The 15,989-nt window shown below is 43.6% G+C and carries 15 protein-coding genes and 1 riboswitch; of the genes, 14 read left to right on the top strand and 1 reads right to left on the bottom strand.

Annotation, left to right across the window (positions count from 1 at the left end; all coding sequences use genetic code 11):
• The first annotated feature begins 131 nt into the window (after nucleotides 1-131).
• From ACFQ21_RS13880 to ACFQ21_RS13870, 3 genes are all read left to right on the top strand, one after another.
• On the top strand, nucleotides 132-1,037 hold the full coding sequence (locus ACFQ21_RS13880) for a serine hydrolase (protein WP_377579819.1): 906 nt from the start codon (nucleotides 132-134) through the stop codon (nucleotides 1,035-1,037).
• A gap of 60 nt (nucleotides 1,038-1,097) precedes the next feature.
• On the top strand, nucleotides 1,098-1,685 hold the full coding sequence (locus tag ACFQ21_RS13875; RefSeq protein WP_377579818.1) for a PASTA domain-containing protein: 588 nt from the start codon (nucleotides 1,098-1,100) through the stop codon (nucleotides 1,683-1,685).
• Nucleotides 1,686-1,784: 99 nt separating this feature from the next.
• Entirely contained in the window at nucleotides 1,785-1,994 is a 210-nt protein-coding gene (locus tag ACFQ21_RS13870; protein WP_377579817.1) for a zinc ribbon domain-containing protein YjdM, read from the top strand.
• 37 nt (nucleotides 1,995-2,031) lie between these two features.
• On the opposite strand, the gene ACFQ21_RS13865 is transcribed toward ACFQ21_RS13870, so the two are convergent.
• On the bottom strand, nucleotides 2,032-2,457 hold the full coding sequence (locus ACFQ21_RS13865; RefSeq protein WP_377579816.1) for a hypothetical protein: 426 nt from the start codon (nucleotides 2,455-2,457) through the stop codon (nucleotides 2,032-2,034).
• A 98-nt stretch (nucleotides 2,458-2,555) separates the two neighbouring features.
• Nucleotides 2,556-2,772: riboswitch (cobalamin riboswitch) on the top strand.
• Nucleotides 2,773-2,897: 125 nt separating this feature from the next.
• Here ACFQ21_RS13865 and ACFQ21_RS13860 point away from each other — a divergent pair.
• The 11 genes from ACFQ21_RS13860 (at nucleotide 2,898) to ACFQ21_RS13810 (ending at nucleotide 15,977) form a co-directional block, all read left to right on the top strand.
• Nucleotides 2,898-4,832, top strand: a complete 1,935-nt coding sequence (locus ACFQ21_RS13860) for a TonB-dependent receptor plug domain-containing protein (RefSeq protein ID WP_377579815.1) — start codon at nucleotides 2,898-2,900, stop codon at nucleotides 4,830-4,832.
• 45 nt (nucleotides 4,833-4,877) lie between these two features.
• Nucleotides 4,878-5,393: a bifunctional adenosylcobinamide kinase/adenosylcobinamide-phosphate guanylyltransferase gene (gene cobU / locus ACFQ21_RS13855; RefSeq protein ID WP_377579814.1), complete on the top strand. Its 516-nt coding sequence runs from the start codon at nucleotides 4,878-4,880 to the stop codon at nucleotides 5,391-5,393.
• A gap of 3 nt (nucleotides 5,394-5,396) precedes the next feature.
• Nucleotides 5,397-6,455 carry a nicotinate-nucleotide--dimethylbenzimidazole phosphoribosyltransferase gene (gene cobT, locus ACFQ21_RS13850; protein ID WP_377579813.1) on the top strand — a complete coding sequence of 353 codons (1,059 nt, stop codon included), beginning with the start codon at nucleotides 5,397-5,399 and terminating at the stop codon, nucleotides 6,453-6,455.
• 26 nt (nucleotides 6,456-6,481) lie between these two features.
• Entirely contained in the window at nucleotides 6,482-7,261 is a 780-nt protein-coding gene (locus ACFQ21_RS13845; RefSeq protein WP_377579812.1) for an adenosylcobinamide-GDP ribazoletransferase, read from the top strand.
• The gene (gene cobC, locus ACFQ21_RS13840; protein ID WP_377579811.1) at nucleotides 7,246-7,779 is read left to right on the top strand and encodes an alpha-ribazole phosphatase; all 534 of its coding nucleotides are present in this window, start codon (nucleotides 7,246-7,248) and stop codon (nucleotides 7,777-7,779) included. Before ACFQ21_RS13845 ends, cobC begins: the two co-directional genes overlap by 16 nt.
• Before the next feature lie 75 nt (nucleotides 7,780-7,854).
• Entirely contained in the window at nucleotides 7,855-8,265 is a 411-nt protein-coding gene (locus ACFQ21_RS13835; protein ID WP_377579810.1) for an RrF2 family transcriptional regulator, read from the top strand.
• A 65-nt stretch (nucleotides 8,266-8,330) separates the two neighbouring features.
• Nucleotides 8,331-8,984, top strand: coding sequence for an NAD(P)-dependent oxidoreductase (locus ACFQ21_RS13830; protein ID WP_377579809.1), 654 nt, complete (start codon nucleotides 8,331-8,333; stop codon nucleotides 8,982-8,984).
• A gap of 204 nt (nucleotides 8,985-9,188) precedes the next feature.
• Nucleotides 9,189-10,058, top strand: a complete 870-nt coding sequence (locus tag ACFQ21_RS13825) for an alpha/beta fold hydrolase (RefSeq protein WP_377579808.1) — start codon at nucleotides 9,189-9,191, stop codon at nucleotides 10,056-10,058.
• A 374-nt stretch (nucleotides 10,059-10,432) separates the two neighbouring features.
• Nucleotides 10,433-11,305 (top strand): helix-turn-helix domain-containing protein, encoded by an 873-nt coding sequence (locus ACFQ21_RS13820; RefSeq protein WP_377579806.1) that lies wholly within the window; start codon nucleotides 10,433-10,435, stop codon nucleotides 11,303-11,305.
• 257 nt (nucleotides 11,306-11,562) lie between these two features.
• Nucleotides 11,563-12,744 (top strand): efflux RND transporter periplasmic adaptor subunit, encoded by a 1,182-nt coding sequence (locus ACFQ21_RS13815; protein ID WP_377579805.1) that lies wholly within the window; start codon nucleotides 11,563-11,565, stop codon nucleotides 12,742-12,744.
• 83 nt (nucleotides 12,745-12,827) lie between these two features.
• On the top strand, nucleotides 12,828-15,977 hold the full coding sequence (locus ACFQ21_RS13810) for an efflux RND transporter permease subunit (RefSeq protein WP_377579804.1): 3,150 nt from the start codon (nucleotides 12,828-12,830) through the stop codon (nucleotides 15,975-15,977).
• Nucleotides 15,978-15,989: the final 12 nt, after the last annotated feature.

The raw sequence follows: 15,989 nt of genomic DNA, 5'->3' as shown, positions 1-15,989 counted from the left end.
GCATCAGACTTTTTCATTGGGCTATAGCGGGTAACTATTACCTTGCCGTTATTCAGGTAAATAATTTTTTATAAAGGCTTCCGGAAAGGAAGCCTTTTGTTTTTATCTTGAAAGCAATTCAGATCACGTACATGAGCCTTTTTAAAATAGGTATACCGCTATCTATACTTGTGGTCGGTATACTTTCATCCTGCCAGTCTAAAATGACGAAAGATAAACTCCGTGAAAATATAGCATCTGTGCTGCAAGAGCAACCGGGCCTATATGCCGTTGCTTTTAAAGATCTCAGTACGGGCGAAGAGGTCCTGATCAACGAACGCGAGAGTTTCCATGCCGCCAGCACCATGAAAACTCCTGTACTCATAGAAATATGCAGGCAGGTGGTAGCGGGTAAATTCTCGCTTACTGATTCCATTGTTGTTCACAATGAATTTAAAAGTATAGTCGATAGCAGTTTATATACACTGGATAAGAAGGAAGATAGTGAGCAGGAACTATACAATCACATAGGAGAGAAGCGCTCTGTGTCATCACTTGCATACGATATGATTATCGCGAGCAGCAACCTGGCCACCAATATGATGATTGAATTGGTGGGTGCGCGCAACGTAACGCAAACCATGCGTAACCTCGGAGCAAAAAATATACAGGTATTGCGTGGCGTGGAGGATTCAAAAGCTTTTCAGCAAGGACTCAATAATACAACGACTGCATACGACCTGATGGTGATTTTCGAGAAAATTGCCAAGGGTGAAGCGGTAAATGCAGAAGCTTCGCAGATCATGATTGATATACTCCTTGATCAGAAGTTCAATGAAATTATACCAGCTAAATTACCGAAGGATGTAAAAGTGGCACATAAGACGGGCAACATCACCGGTGTAAACCACGACTCCGGAATTATATTTCTGCCGGATGGAAGGAAATATATACTGGTACTTTTATCCAAAGAAGCAACGGATGAGAACGCTGCTATTGAGGCGATGGCTTCGGTGTCGGGGATGGTTTATGATTTTGTTGTAAGAAGTAAGAAGTAAGAAGTAAGAAGTAAGAAGTAAGAAGTAAGAAGTGTTTTACAGATACATTGTTTTAATAGAATGAGTTTTAAAATAGGTTCGAATTCGGTTCGTGGTCTCGTGCTGAATATAGGCTTAGTGCTTGTGTTGCTGGGATTGATGTCATTTGTGTTTTTCTATAAGGTTATGCCGTATGTCACCAATCAAAATAAGGTAGTGACTGTTCCTGATCTGAGAGGGATGACAAATAAGGAAGCAGTTCGGTTTTTAGCGGCAAGGCAATTACAATATGAGTTTGGTGATTCTTTGTTTCGTGCAGACGTTGATCCTTTGCTTGTTCTGGATCAGTATCCAAAAGCAAATTCAAAAGTAAAGATATATAGGAAGATAAAGCTCAATCTTAATGCAGCGACACCACCACTTGTCGTTTATCCTGATTTGAGTGGCTTTACCTATCAATTTGCAAGGCAACAATTAGAGTCATTAGGGTTGAGCATTGGAAATATTTATTACAAATCTGATATAGCAGTTAATGCTGTTTTGGAATCACAGTTGGCAGGTAAAACGTTATTGCCGGGGCAGCAAATATCAAAAGGAACTGTTGTGGACTTAATAATAGGAATGCCTGGTGATAAATCTGATTTCATGGATTCCATAAACATTCGATGATCTTTTCCAATGATCGTTGTCACTTCTGAGAAAGAAATTTTACAGACTATATCTCCTTGGAGAAATGATTACCTTGCGGCTATATAAATATCTACCTGTATGGAAGTAAAAGACAGCAACGGCAATGTACTGAACGATGGTGATTCAGTCACGCTTATCAAAGATCTGAAAGTAAAGGGTTCTTCGCTTACCTTAAAGAGGGGTACTGTAGTAAAGAAGATTCGTTTGACCGATAGCGAGGATGAAGTAGATTGCCGCGTCAACGGCAGCAGCATAGTGTTGCGTACGGAATTTTTAAAGAAAGTATAGTTCAAGTGTATATATAGCCGGAGGGAGTATCAGTCCGTTACTGCCTCCGGATAATATATACTATACCGGCACGGATAGAGAACTCTCCTTTAAAATAGAAATCTCCTATCGCTTCAAATTTCAGCGATGCATTGATAGGGCTGGTCCAGCCACCTCCAATCGAAAAATCATTTTCACCAACCAGTCCGCGGGCACGTACAAACGCTTCTTCCACCGGGTACCAGCGTATACCGGATACAAGGCTTACACCATCTGAGGTCCATACCTCCATACCACCGGTTACCGTAAAGCTTCGTGTAAAAAAGTAATTTCCTTCGAGTCCGATCTGTGCCTTGTTAAAGATCGTGTTGTTATCGGTTTTCATCAGGTCGGCACTGAGTCCGATAATGATATCTTTGGGAAGCTGCGAAAAAGAGGACGTAGCAATAAACAGGAGCGGAACGGTCAGGAGCTTTCGAATCATAATAATCTACGCTGCAAATATAGCAGTTCGCTATTCACAATAAGAGTTCAATCGCCCAATGGTTTGCAAGTCCTGTTGAACCATACTAAAAATACAACTATACTTGCACCCGTATTGGTTTTTATCATGTGCAAAGCGTGATAGAATTAAAAGGGAATTCCGGTGTAAATCCGGAGCAGTTCCCGCTACTGTAATCCCGACTTCACGATTGAAGTCTGTGTTTTTGCAAAACGAAAGTCATTGTTCACACGGTTGAATGAGAAGGCAAGCAAAAACAGGGAAAGCCAGGAGACCTGCCAATGCATAACATACTATTCAATGCTTCGGGTAAAAAGCAGTGAATGTGACCTCGGACTATGATTGCTTTCGGCAGTCAGCATGCCTCTGATCTCATTCTGCATTTTTACTCTTTTTTCACGAAACCCTTTAAAACCTTTGTAATGAAAAAGGAGAGTAAACTATGGGCAGTTACGTTGATTGCCCTTTACATGGCGGCACCTGCGCACACAAACGCACAACAAGATTCCTCACGCGTATCCAGCCTGGATGAAGTCGTTATAACGGCTACAAAATTTCCCAAGAGTCAAAGTGAAACCGGTAAGGTATTAACGGTTATAGATGCTGAGCAATTAAGCCGCAGTGCCGGAAAAGATCTGGCGCAGGTACTTAACGAACAGGTTGGTATTGTTATAACGGGTGCCAACAGCAATCCCGGTAAAGATAAATCGGTATACCTGCGCGGAGCCAAGAGCGAGTATACATTGGTGTTATTGGACGGTATACCGTTGAATGATCCGAGCAGTATCGGTGGAGGTGCTTTTGATTTGCGTATGCTTCCGATTGATCAGATCGAACGCATCGAAATTCTGAAAGGTAGTCAGTCAACACTATATGGAAGCGATGCTATAGCCGGTGTCATCAACATCATTACCAAAAAGAAAGGCGATAAGCCTGTTGGTGTTTCCGGTGTGCTAAGTTATGGAACCTATAACACGAAGAAGGCAAATGTAGTTGTAGCGGGTACCACCGATGTTATCGACTATAATGTTGGCTATACTTATCTGAAGACTGATGGTATAAGTGAAGCTAAAGATACAACGAACAATGCCGGATTTGATAAAGATGGATTTGATCAGAATTCCGTTCAGGCAAATATAGGTTTCAAACCCACGGATAACATTTCAATCCGTCCGTTTGTGCGCTATAGTAAGTTTGATGGTAAATATGATGCCGGAGCGTTTCAGGATGAAAAAAACTCAGGCTATAAATCAGAATTTTTCAATGCCGGTCTTAATAGTCAGATAGGTTTTTCAAAAGGAGCTCTGAACATTCAGTATGGATATAACAAGATTGGTCGCGATTATACACAGCCCGATTTTTTTGAGCCTGCTATAATTGCTACAACTTCGTATACCGGTACGTTCCATAATGCAGAAGCTTTTGTGAACTACGATCTGGCAGAACATTTTCAGTTGCTGGGCGGAGTAAATTACCAGAATCAGAAAATGAACCTGGAAGGATCAGACGCGCTGAAAAAATCGTCACTCAATATGTTGAGTCCTTATGCATCATTCTTTGTAAAAAATATTCAGGGGTTTTCAGCAGAGCTCGGTGGACGCTTTGTACATCACTCGCAGTTTGGTGATACATTCATTTATAGTATCAATCCTTCGTATCTGATAAATCATCAGGTAAAACTGTTTGCTAACTACTCCACGGGTTTCAAAACTCCGGTAATCGATCAATTATATAATAAAAGTTACGGTAATGAAAACCTGAATCCGGAGAAAAGTAAAAACCTGGAAGCTGGTGTTGACTTTGCCGTACTGGATAATAAGCTGAACCTGCGTGCCACAGCCTTCTCAAGAAAAATTGAAGATGCTATCATCTATACTTACCCTGCCGGCTATGTTAACATGGATAAGCAGAACGATAAAGGCGTAGAGGTAGAAGCCGAATTTGCTGTTAACGACAAGATAAGAGTAAAAGCATTCTATGCGTATGTTGATGGAGAGCTTACTACTAAAGTTACTGACACGCGTGATACAACCTATAACAACCTCATCCGAAGACCGAAGCATTCGGTAGGTATAAATATAGGCTATGCTGTAACGGATAACCTGTTTGTAAGTGCGAATCTGAAAACCTTCAGTAAGCGCAATGATCTTTTCTTCAACCCGGTAACGTTTAACAACGACCTGGTACCCATGGATAGCTATAAACTGCTGGATGTATATGCCGAGTATAAATTGCTGGATGGCAAGTTAAAGGTGTTTGCAGACGCACGCAACCTGCTGGATGAAGACTACTACGAAACTTATGGGTATACCACCATGAGCTTCAATATTAATGCAGGTGTGTCCTTTGGTTTTTAGTACCTGCTGAATAGCTTAGCGTGCTGTAACTATTATTATGGAAGTATGATCGTTCTTGTTACCGGGGGAGCCCGCAGTGGAAAGAGCAGATATGCCCAGCAGCGCGCTAAGCATTTAACCGATAGTCCGGTGTATGTTGCAACGGCTCGGGTATGGGACGATGACTTTAAGCAACGCATTGCCCGCCACCAACAGGAACGCGGACCGGAATGGCGTAACTTCGAAACGGAGAAGTATATAAGCACGCTGTCTCTCACCGGTAAAGTTGTAGTGATCGATTGTGTAACACTGTGGCTTACCAATTTCTTTGTCGATCATCAACAGAATATAGAGACCGCGTTACACGAATTTCAGCAAGAGATCGATACGCTTGGAACACAACAAGCCACGTTTATAATTATTACCAACGAAATAGGCATGGGGCTTCATGCTGATACGGAAGTAGGACGCAAGTTTGTTGATTTGCAGGGATGGGCTAATCAATATATAGCATCCAAGGCGGAAGAAGTAATTTTTATGGTATCAGGTATACCGTTACAAGTAAAACCGGCAAAAGTTTAACGTATGAAGAAGTTCAAAATTAATCCGATAGGTACAGCATTGCAGAAAGAGCTGCAGCATAAAATAGATCAGAAGACAAAACCGTTGGGTGCGCTCGGCAGACTGGAAGAGCTTGCATTGCAGATCGGTTCTATTCAACAAACGCTCACCCCGGCATTGTCCAATCCGCATATACTTGTTTTCGCGGGCGATCATGGTATAGCAACAGAAGGCGTAAGCGCTTATCCGCAGGAAGTAACGTGGCAGATGGTGATGAACTTTATACAAGGCGGTGCTGCTATAAATGTTTTCTGCCGACAGCATAACATCACGTTGCACGTAGTGGATGCCGGTGTGAACTATGATTTTCCGGATAATCTCGAAGGACTGATTCATAACAAAGTAGCGAAGGGAACTGCTAATTTTGCTAAAGGTCCTGCCATGACAATTGCACAGGCACAGCAGTGTATAGATTCTGCCGCACGTATTGTAGAAGCTATGCATACCAAAGGTTGTAATGTAATTGGCTTTGGCGAGATGGGGATAGCCAATACAACAGCCGCCAGTGCGTTGATGAGTTTGTTTTGCGATATACCCGTAGCGCAATGTGTAGGGCGTGGCACCGGACTAAGCGATACTGCTCTGCAACATAAGGTCCATGTAATAACCGAAGCGCTTAAACGACACAACAAGTACGACACACCTCTTGCACAGCTTGCAGGCTTTGGTGGTTTTGAAATTGCGCAGATAACCGGTGCCATGTTGCAGGCGGCTGAACTGGGAATGGTTGTACTGGTAGATGGTTTTATTGCTACATCAGCATACCTGGTGGCGCAGGCAATTGAACCGGCTGTAAAAGATTATTGTATATTTTGTCATCAGTCGCAGGAGCGGGGGCACACGCTGATGTTGCAGGCGCTGGATGTAAAACCATTTCTCGATCTGAACATGCGCCTGGGCGAAGGCACGGGGGCAGCGGTGGCCTACCCGTTGTTACAATCAGCGGTAGCGTTCCTTAACCAGATGGCCAGCTTTGAGTCTGCGCAGGTGAGTGAAGGAACGCAGCAGGGTGTCAAGGCCTGATATATCCGTATATATAATAGACGTAATTGAAACGCGAACTGCATTTACTCTTTACTGCCATAATGTTCTACACGCGCATACCCGTGCCGCGGTGGGTAGATCATGACGCTAATAATCTGAATGCTGCCACGCGTTATTTCCCGTTGGTAGGGTATATTGTAGCGATTGTGTCGTGGCTGACATATATAGTGTGCAGGCATCTTTTCTCTGTAGAAATCAGCGTGATTATGTCTGTACTCGCAGGTGTGTTGTTAACGGGAGCCTTTCACGAAGATGGATTGGCAGACGTGTGTGATGGTTTCGGAGGCGGCTGGACAAAAGAAAAGATATTGTCCATTATGAAAGATAGCCGCGTGGGGACCTACGGTGTTATCGGACTGATATTTATTCTCTCGCTGAAATTCTTTTCATTGGTGCAGCTGGGTTCCTCTATCTATAGCTTGTATTTCGGTCTGGTATTGCTTGTGGCGCATTCGCTTAGCCGGGTAGCTGCTGTGTTTATCATCTATACCTCTATATATGCGCGAGAAGACGCCGACAGTAAAGCCAAGCCGGTAGCACAACAACTGAGCATCGGGAATTTATTACTGGCAAGTATTTGGGCTATACTTCCAATAGCTGCACTGGTATATTTAAATGCTATTTTTTTACTGATCGTTGTGCCGGTAATGTGCATCACGCTATACCTGCGCTGGTACTTCCGTAAATGGATTGGTGGCTATACGGGCGATTGTCTTGGTGCCACACAACAGCTCAACGAAGTTATAATATATCTGAGTCTGCTGGCGATATGGAGATTCATGTAATCCGCCATACCGCTCCGGATATTGCCAAAGGTGTTTGCTACGGCTATACCGATATACCACTGCTGTCATCATTCGAGGAGGAGACACAAGCTATATTTCACTCTATTCCCAACAGCATTGAAGTAATCTATACTAGTCCGTTAAGCCGTTGTAAAAGACTGGCATATAAACTTTCGGAAACGAAAAATGTATCTGTGCTGGAGGATGTACGTCTCAAAGAATTGAATTTTGGCACCTGGGAAATGCAGCGTTGGGACGACATAGATTCAACATTGCTCCTGAAATGGATGAGTAATTATGAAGACGAATGTTGCCCAAACGGAGAGTCATACCGGCAACTTGTAAACCGGGTAGATGATTTTCTGGTTACCCTCTCACAAACAGACTATAAAAGAATAGCAATTGTTACGCATGGTGGCGTTATCAAGGCCATGCATACACTGATCAACAAGCTCACCTTAAAAGACGCCATGGCACGTCACGCGGTCTATGGTGAGATCACGATTTTCAATCTCTGAAAATTTTCCTGAAAAAATCATCCCGTTTGAACCAATTACTGCGTAGGTTTGTACTGTAATAAATAATATTACAGAATGAACAACGGACGATTTTCCATTTCACTCCACATCCTGACGCTGCTAGACAGCTTTCCGAATGAGTTGGTGTCGTCTGAGTTCCTGGCGGGAAGTATCAATATTAACCCGGTGCTGGTTCGTAAAGAGATCAGCAATCTGAAGAAACATGGCCTGGTGGCGAGCAAAGAAGGAAAGACCGGTGGTTTTATGTTGGGGAGGCCATCGAAGCAGATACGTCTCTCTGATATATATAAGGCGGTGCGCCAGGCTCCTATACTTGGGCAAACTCGGAATAGTCCGAATCCGAAATGTCTGATCGGAAAACAGATCAATAAACACCTGGAAAATCTTTTTGACGAAGCCGAAGAAGCGTTGATCAAAAAACTGGACAAGACGACTTTGTCTGAATTTACGAATCGCTTCTCTTGAAATTTTTTTGACGTTAACTGTAATAAAAAATATTACAATATAATAACCATTTAAATTTATAAACTATGAAAATTGCAGTAATCGGAGCTTCCGGATTTGTAGGCTCGCACATCGTAACCGAAGCATTAGAGCGTGGCCACCAGGTAACAGCCATTGCCCGTAACACGGATAATATAAAGACGCAGCATGTCAACCTCACGGTAAAGAAAGGAGATGCTTTTAACCCAGACGAGATCGCGAAGCTGGTAAGCGGCCATGATGCTGTGATCAGTGCCTATAACTCGGGTTGGCAAAATCCGAATATATACGAAGACTTTATCAAAGGATCTCAGTCTATACAACAAGGCGTAAAGCAATCCGGAGTTAAGCGTCTTATTGTAGTGGGGGGTGCGGGTAGCCTGGAGGTTGCGCCTGGCGTTCAACTGGTAGACTCTCCTCAATTCCCGGCTGAGTGGAAACCCGGAGCATTGGCAGCACGCGAATACCTCAACATCATTCGTAAAGAGGAAGAACTCGATTGGACATTCTTTAGTCCGGCAATCGAAATGCACCACGGTATAAAAGATGGTCGCCTGGGTAAATATAGACTTGGCACCGATCAACCTGTTTTCGATGACAAAGGTGTATGCCGACTATCTCCCGAAGACCTTGCTGTCGTGTTAGTGGATGAACTCACAAACAAGAAATTCATACGCAAACGCTTTACGGCTGCATATTAGAAATAGCTGCGCGCTTTGAGCTGCGAGAGGAATGCAAGAGTTACTGGCTTCTGGCTGCGGGTTTGAATAAGGTAAATAAGAGAGTGTAGATAATGGTGGCGAAGCAAAATTTTACTTTATGAACAGGCAGCAGTAACAGTTATGTTACCGCTCCACAAACTTGCAGCTCGCAGCTTCTTTCAACAAACTACAAATCCAATCCCCATGGCGTCTATCAGATATAATTCTCTTTCCATAGATGGAGTAAAAATTTTCTATCGTGAGGCGGGTTCGCGTTCTAATCCTGCTATTCTTTTGTTGCATGGATTTCCGTCTTCGTCACACATGTATCGTGATCTGATTAATGATCTGGCAGACCGGTACTATCTCATTGCTCCGGACTATCCGGGTTTTGGTAATAGTGATATGCCGGATCGAGATAAGTATACCTATACATTCGATAATCTTTCTGTGACCATTGAGAAATTTATCGATGCATTAAAGCTTACCAAGTTTGCCCTGTATATGCAGGATTATGGATCTCCGGTAGGATATAGAATTGCTGTACGCAGACCGGAACTTATAAAAGCCCTTATCATTCAGAACGCTAACGCATACGAAGAAGGTATTGGCCCTGCTATAGAGGATGGCAAGCGCTTCTGGGCAAACCGTAATACGGAAACTGAAAATGCCATGCGAAATATACTTACAGCCGAAGGAACGAAGTTTCAGTATATAGATGGCGTTGAAGATGTGCAGAGGATAAGTCCGGATGCATATAGATATGATCAGTTGTTTTTAGATCGCCCGGGTAACAATGAAATTCAGTTGGATTTACTCTATGATTATCGTAACAATCTCACACTATATCCGGTGTGGCAGCAATACCTGCGCGATCATCAACCACCAACATTAATTACCTGGGGAAAGAACGATGCCATGTTTACAGAGAAAGGTGCACTTGCTTATAGGAAAGATCTTCCGAAAGCAGAGGTACATTTGCTGAACACGGGGCACTTTGCGTTGGAAGAATTTCATGCGGAGATTGCTGTTTATATTGACAGATTTTTATCAGCTGCTAGCTTGTTTGTTTAACTTTTGCGTTTACGACTAACAGGTAGTGATGAATTATTTTTCAACGACTTGACGTAGTGTCGTGTATACCGTGCGTTGTATTTGCAAGACAGAGTAAATGAGGTTCTGCTGTGAATGCTGCCTGTATTTTTTCAAAGAGCATAAAATTAAAAATTAACCCACTGCGTCTATAATTAGACGGACTTTTAAAATTACCAGGACTGTCTGAACCATTGAGCTTGTATTTCGGGCGATGGAACGGGCAGTCCAGGTTGTTTTTGAGGTGCTTCAGTATTATTTTTTTATGATGCGTGAACTTTTTCCAGACAATTTCGAATTATGAGTATTCAGGCGATTGAATTGAGGGGAAGTTGTAATTAATTGTCTAGATCACTATGCAGAACTTTACCGATACGATCATCCCAGTATATAACCTTCGTGCTTGTACGGGAGCAACAGACTTTGCTATCATGCGTATGGAGCCCTTTGAAGTGTTAGGTAAGCTACAGGTACCTCACCGCCAGGAAGGCTATAATATTACCTTACTACTAGAAGGTAAAGTTACTCGCTATATCGATTTCGAACGATATGTCATTGAAGCACCAGCGCTTATATCCGTAGGCCCGGAACAAGTGCATCAATACGAATGTGCTGAAGATGCGCAGATGATTTGTATTTCTTTCAGCAGTGATTTTCTGATACATGAAATGCGTGGATGGGTAATGTGCTGGGAGTGCATGTTTGGCCACGTAGTGATGAACATGGACGATGATTCCTTGCGCGAGTTACTGGTATATTCTGATCTGATGATGGAGGAGTTTCACAGTAACAAGCCGAAGAAGGAAGTGGTGATCCGTAATCTTCTTAACGCCTTTATCGTTTGCAGTGCGCGTATGCGCAATACAACGCTACCGGTACTGAACATGGATGCCATGCAGAACAGGCTCGTGCAGCAATTCAAAGTATTGGTAGATACACATTTCCGTGATAAGTCGCAGGTAGCACAATACGCAGATATGCTATATATAACACCCGGACATTTGAATGATGTTATTAAGGAAACGGTGAATAAAACTGCCAAGCAGGTAATTGATGAGAAACGTGTGACGGAAGCAAAACGATTATTGTTCTGGGGTAACTATAGCTTAAAGGAGATTGCAAGTCATCTTAACTTTGAAGACGATGCATACTTCAATCGCTTCTTCAAAAAGCATACAGGCCATACACCATCACTCTTTCAACGGACAATCCGGGAAAAGTACAATTAATCCCGGGATATGGTAAGTTAATAAATCTGTGCTGAGGCTAACTTTGTTTCACCGTTCACGTTCAGAATGAACATATATAGTGAGAAAAGTAAAACCTTTTTCACACTTCTTCGTGAAAGACTTCCTTCTGGTGCTGCAGGGGGAAACTTAATAAATAGATATAATAATGATTGATTTTTGAAATGGCGAACGAGGGTTAGCTAAACCTTCATTCTCCCAACCCAAATTTTTTTACTGTGTATATAAATTAGATGTATATGAAAAGGTCAAGTCACAATCCTGTAACCAAAATGATGACGGTGCTCAGTGGCATCGGTCTCGTAGTCATATTAAATAGTTGTACAACTTCATCCGGTAACTCAGGCGGCATGCAGATGCCTACGCCATCGTTACCGGTAATTTCTGTGAGCAATCAGGCGGCAACAACATTTCTGGAATTCCCATCAACGGTAGAAGGTAAAGTAAATGTTGAGATCAGACCGCAGGTAAGCGGATACCTCGAGCGTATTTATGTAGACGAAGGTGCCTATGTGCGCGTAGGCCAACCGTTGTTTGGTATCAACGATCAGCCGTACCGCGAACAGAACGCCAATGCACACGCAGCGATGCTGGCAGCACAGGCAAACGTGGAGAAAGCTCAGCTTGAAGTTGATCGCCTTACACCACTCGTGAAAAACAACGTAGTGTCTGAGATACAGCTAAAGTCTGCAGAAGCAAGTCTTCAAACAGCAAAAGCAAATCTCGCACAGGCCAAAGCTCAAGCCGGTAACACACAGATCAGTCTCGGCTACACCGTAGTAAAAGCTCCGGTAAGCGGATATATAGGACACATACACCATCGCCTCGGAAGTCTGGTCGGCAGAGGTGAAGATCTTCCTCTCACAGTATTATCTGATGTGAACGAAGTATATGCATACTTCTCCATGAGTGAGATTGACTTCCTTCAATTCAAAGCCCGCACACAAGGCAACACACTGGAAGAGAAGATCAAGAATCTTCCTGCAGTAGAATTGATGCTGGCAGACGGAAGTGCCTACAGCGAGAAAGGTAAAGTTGAAACCGTAGAAGGCCAGTTCGATAAAACAACTGGTGCTATCAGTTTCCGTGCAACCTTCCCAAATGCAAAGGGATTGTTACGCTCTGGTAACACAGGTCGCGTGCGTATACCAAGTGTACATGACAACGCCTTGGTAATTCCGCAGGAGGCAACGTTCGAGCTACAGGACAAAGTACTTGTATTTGTACTGGCGGATAGTAACAAAGTAGTAAGCCGCCCGATACAGGTAGAAGGCCAAACCACTAACTACTACTTTGTGAAAGACGGATTGAAGACTGGCGATAAGATTGTTTACTCTGGTCTGAGCCGCTTGCGCGATGGTGCTGTGATCAACCCACAGCCATTGTCACTCGACAGTTTGCTGAAGTCAAAGCCCCTTTAATTCCATCATTTAAAGAAGGCGCGAAGTAAATTTTAATACAAAGCCGGGTGGTATAAATCACCCGGTCACTAAAACTCTGTCTTATGTTAAAAGTATTTATAGAGCGGCCGGTGCTGGCCACCGTTGTGTCAATCATCCTCGTGTTACTCGGAGGTCTTTCGCTGATGACTCTGCCGGTAACGCAATTTCCGGATATAGCTCCGCCCAGTATACAGGTAGCGGCAGTATATCCTGGTGCTAACGCTGAAGTTGTAGCACGTTCCGTAGCCACGCCGATAGAAGAGGCTGTGAACGGTGTGGAGAACATGACCTATATGACGTCTACCTCAAACAATGATGGTTCCATGATCCTTACAGTATATTTTAAACTGGGGACTGATCCTGACCTTGCTGCGGTAAACGTACAGAACCGTGTGTCAAAAGCTACCAGCTTGTTACCTGCTGAAGTTGTGCAGGCAGGTATATCTACGCAGAAGCAGCAGAACAGTATGATTATGGTGACGAACTTGGTGAGTGATGAAAAAATGTACGATGAGACATTTCTTCAGAACTATGCCAAGATCAATATTATACCGGAGATACAACGTGTACCCGGTGTAGGTCAAGCCATGGTGTTTGGTTCCAAAGATTATTCAATGCGTATCTGGCTGAAGCCGGATCGTCTTACTTCGTATGGATTATCGGTACAGGAAGTACTCAGTGCAATACGCGAACAGAACGTAGAAGCTGCTCCCGGGCGTTTCGGTGAGAACAGCCGCGAATCATTTGAGTATGTTATCAAGTATAAAGGTAAACTCAACGAAGGCAAGCAATACGAAGATATTATTCTGCGTGCTGATGCCGATGGTTCCGTTCTGCGTTTGAAAGATGTAGCCAAGGTTGAACTTGGTTCCTATACCTATAACCAGAACACTACAGTAAATGGTAAGTTTGGTATCGGTATAGCGATCTTCCAGACAGCCGGATCAAACGCAAATGATATTCAGACTTCCATCAACGACCTGATGGAAAAAGCAAAAGTAAATTTCCCGCAAGGCGTATCATACTTCAATATATACAGTACAAAAGAGTATCTCGATGAATCAATCGAGCAAGTAATTGAAACGCTGGTAGAAGCATTTATACTTGTATTTATAGTTGTATTTATATTTCTGCAGGATTTCCGTTCAACACTGATCCCGGCTATAGCCGTGCCGGTGGCGATTATCGGTACATTCTTCTTTATGCAGTTGTTTGGTTTTACCATCAACCTGTTAACCTTGTTCGCCTTGGTACTCGCCATTGGTATTGTGGTGGATGATGCGATTGTGGTGGTGGAAGCTGTACACTCGAAAATGCAACTGACGAAGTTGAGTGCAAAGAAAGCAACGGTTCAATCCATGAGTGAAATCTCCGGAGCGATCGTGTCTATTACCCTGGTGATGTCGGCCGTGTTTATACCAGTGGGTTTCATGCAAGGACCAGCCGGTGTATTCTACAGACAGTTTGCATTTACGCTGGCAATCGCGATCGTGATCTCCGCAGTAAACGCGTTAACATTGAGTCCTGCACTTTGCGCGCTCTTCTTAAAATCAGAACATCATGATGATGAACATGCGCATGCTAACGATAAGTGGAGCACACGTTTCTTCCGCTCATTCAATGTTGGCTTCAATGCCATGACGGAGAAATACCTGCGCAGTGTAAACTTCCTGGTAAAACATAAATGGCTTACCGTAGGTGGCCTTGCTATTGTAACGGCTGCAACCGTATGGATGCTACGTACAACGCCAACCGGATTTATACCAAATGAAGATCAAAGCTTCTTTGTATACTCCATTACATTACCTCCGGGTTCATCACTGCAGCGTACGCGTGAAGTGGTGAATAAAGTTGAGAATATGATGGCCGAGCTGGAAGCAACCAATCATTACCTCAGCGTCTCCGGTTTGAATATCATCACATCATCCATCAGCTCGAACTATGCGGTGGGATTTGTGAAGATGAAACCGCACGATGAACGCGGACAGGTAAAAGATATAAATGCCATTATGGGTATGGTGCAAGGCAAGCTGTCAACGATCAGCGAAGCCGATATATTTACCTTTACCATGCCAACCGTACCTGGTTTCAGTAACATGGCCGGTTTTGAATTTATCCTTCAGGACCGTACCGGTGGTTCACTCAATAAACTGAATGAGACAACGCAAGGACTGATTGGAGCTTTGATGCAACGTCCGGAGATTGCGTATGCGTTCACTACGTTCAATACCGCGAACCCGCAGTATATGTTGAATGTAGATGAGAAGAAAGCAAAACAACTGGGTGTATCGGTGAGCGATGTATTAACAACGTTACAGGTATACTACGGAAGTACATTTGCTTCTGACTTCAACCGCTTCGGTAAATTCTATCGCGTAATTATGCAGGCTGAAGCACCGTTCCGCGATGATCCGAATTCATTGAAGGGTATGTTTGTGAAGAACTCATACGGAGAGATGGTGCCGCTGAGTACACTGGTGCAACTCGAAAGAGTATACGGCCCGGAGACTGTAACGCGTAACAACTTGTTTACAGCGGTTACTATTAACGGTGTGCCAAAGCCGGGCTATAGCTCGGGTGATGCCATCAAAGCTGTAGAAGAAGTAACGGCACAATATTTACCTCGCGGTTATAGCTACGAATGGACTGGTATGACCAAAGAAGAAATTGCTTCCGGTGGTCAGGCAGGTTTTATCTTCGCCTTGTGTCTGATCTTTGTATACTTCCTGCTTGCAGCACAGTATGAAAGCTATATATTACCGCTGTCGGTTATACTTTCTATACCGCTGGGTATATTCGGTGTGTTCCTCTTCATCAACCTGTTTGGTATTGATAACAATATATATGTACAGGTAGGGTTGATCATGCTCATAGGCTTACTCGCGAAGAACGCCATTCTGATCGTAGAGTATGCCGTACAAAGGCGAAGAAGCGGAATGGACTTGCTGACCTCTGCTATAGATGCTGCCAAGTTGCGTCTTCGTCCAATCCTTATGACATCGTTCGCCTTTATCGTTGGGTTGTTACCACTGATGCGTGCCAATGGTGCATCCGCATTGGGTAACCGTTCGATCAGTACAGGTGCAGCCGGTGGTATGTTAACCGGTGTATTGCTGGGTATATTTGTTATCCCTGTGCTCTACATCATCTTCCAGTACCTGCAGGAAAAGGTGAGCGGTCCGAAAACAGAAGAAGATGCCATCACCGAATAATCGTAACAGTCT

It is taken from the genome of Ohtaekwangia kribbensis (assembly GCF_042676245.1).
Lineage (GTDB): Bacteria > Bacteroidota > Bacteroidia > Cytophagales > Cyclobacteriaceae > Ohtaekwangia > Ohtaekwangia kribbensis.
This window is presented reverse-complemented; position numbering and strand designations above follow the sequence as displayed.

What these genes read in the sequence shown, in the direction of transcription:
- ACFQ21_RS13880 (WP_377579819.1), top strand. Translation starts at nt 132, where the DNA reads ATGAGCCTTTTTAAAATAGGTATACCGCTATCTATACTTGTGGTCGGT.
- ACFQ21_RS13875 (WP_377579818.1), top strand. Translation starts at nt 1,098, where the DNA reads ATGAGTTTTAAAATAGGTTCGAATTCGGTTCGTGGTCTCGTGCTGAAT.
- ACFQ21_RS13870 (WP_377579817.1), top strand. Translation starts at nt 1,785, where the DNA reads ATGGAAGTAAAAGACAGCAACGGCAATGTACTGAACGATGGTGATTCA.
- ACFQ21_RS13865 (WP_377579816.1), bottom strand. Translation starts at nt 2,457, where the DNA reads ATGATTCGAAAGCTCCTGACCGTTCCGCTCCTGTTTATTGCTACGTCC.
- ACFQ21_RS13860 (WP_377579815.1), top strand. Translation starts at nt 2,898, where the DNA reads ATGAAAAAGGAGAGTAAACTATGGGCAGTTACGTTGATTGCCCTTTAC.
- cobU (WP_377579814.1), top strand. Translation starts at nt 4,878, where the DNA reads ATGATCGTTCTTGTTACCGGGGGAGCCCGCAGTGGAAAGAGCAGATAT.
- cobT (WP_377579813.1), top strand. Translation starts at nt 5,397, where the DNA reads ATGAAGAAGTTCAAAATTAATCCGATAGGTACAGCATTGCAGAAAGAG.
- cobC (WP_377579811.1), top strand. Translation starts at nt 7,246, where the DNA reads ATGGAGATTCATGTAATCCGCCATACCGCTCCGGATATTGCCAAAGGT.
- ACFQ21_RS13835 (WP_377579810.1), top strand. Translation starts at nt 7,855, where the DNA reads ATGAACAACGGACGATTTTCCATTTCACTCCACATCCTGACGCTGCTA.
- ACFQ21_RS13830 (WP_377579809.1), top strand. Translation starts at nt 8,331, where the DNA reads ATGAAAATTGCAGTAATCGGAGCTTCCGGATTTGTAGGCTCGCACATC.
- ACFQ21_RS13825 (WP_377579808.1), top strand. Translation starts at nt 9,189, where the DNA reads ATGGCGTCTATCAGATATAATTCTCTTTCCATAGATGGAGTAAAAATT.
- ACFQ21_RS13820 (WP_377579806.1), top strand. Translation starts at nt 10,433, where the DNA reads ATGCAGAACTTTACCGATACGATCATCCCAGTATATAACCTTCGTGCT.
- ACFQ21_RS13815 (WP_377579805.1), top strand. Translation starts at nt 11,563, where the DNA reads ATGAAAAGGTCAAGTCACAATCCTGTAACCAAAATGATGACGGTGCTC.
- ACFQ21_RS13810 (WP_377579804.1), top strand. Translation starts at nt 12,828, where the DNA reads ATGTTAAAAGTATTTATAGAGCGGCCGGTGCTGGCCACCGTTGTGTCA.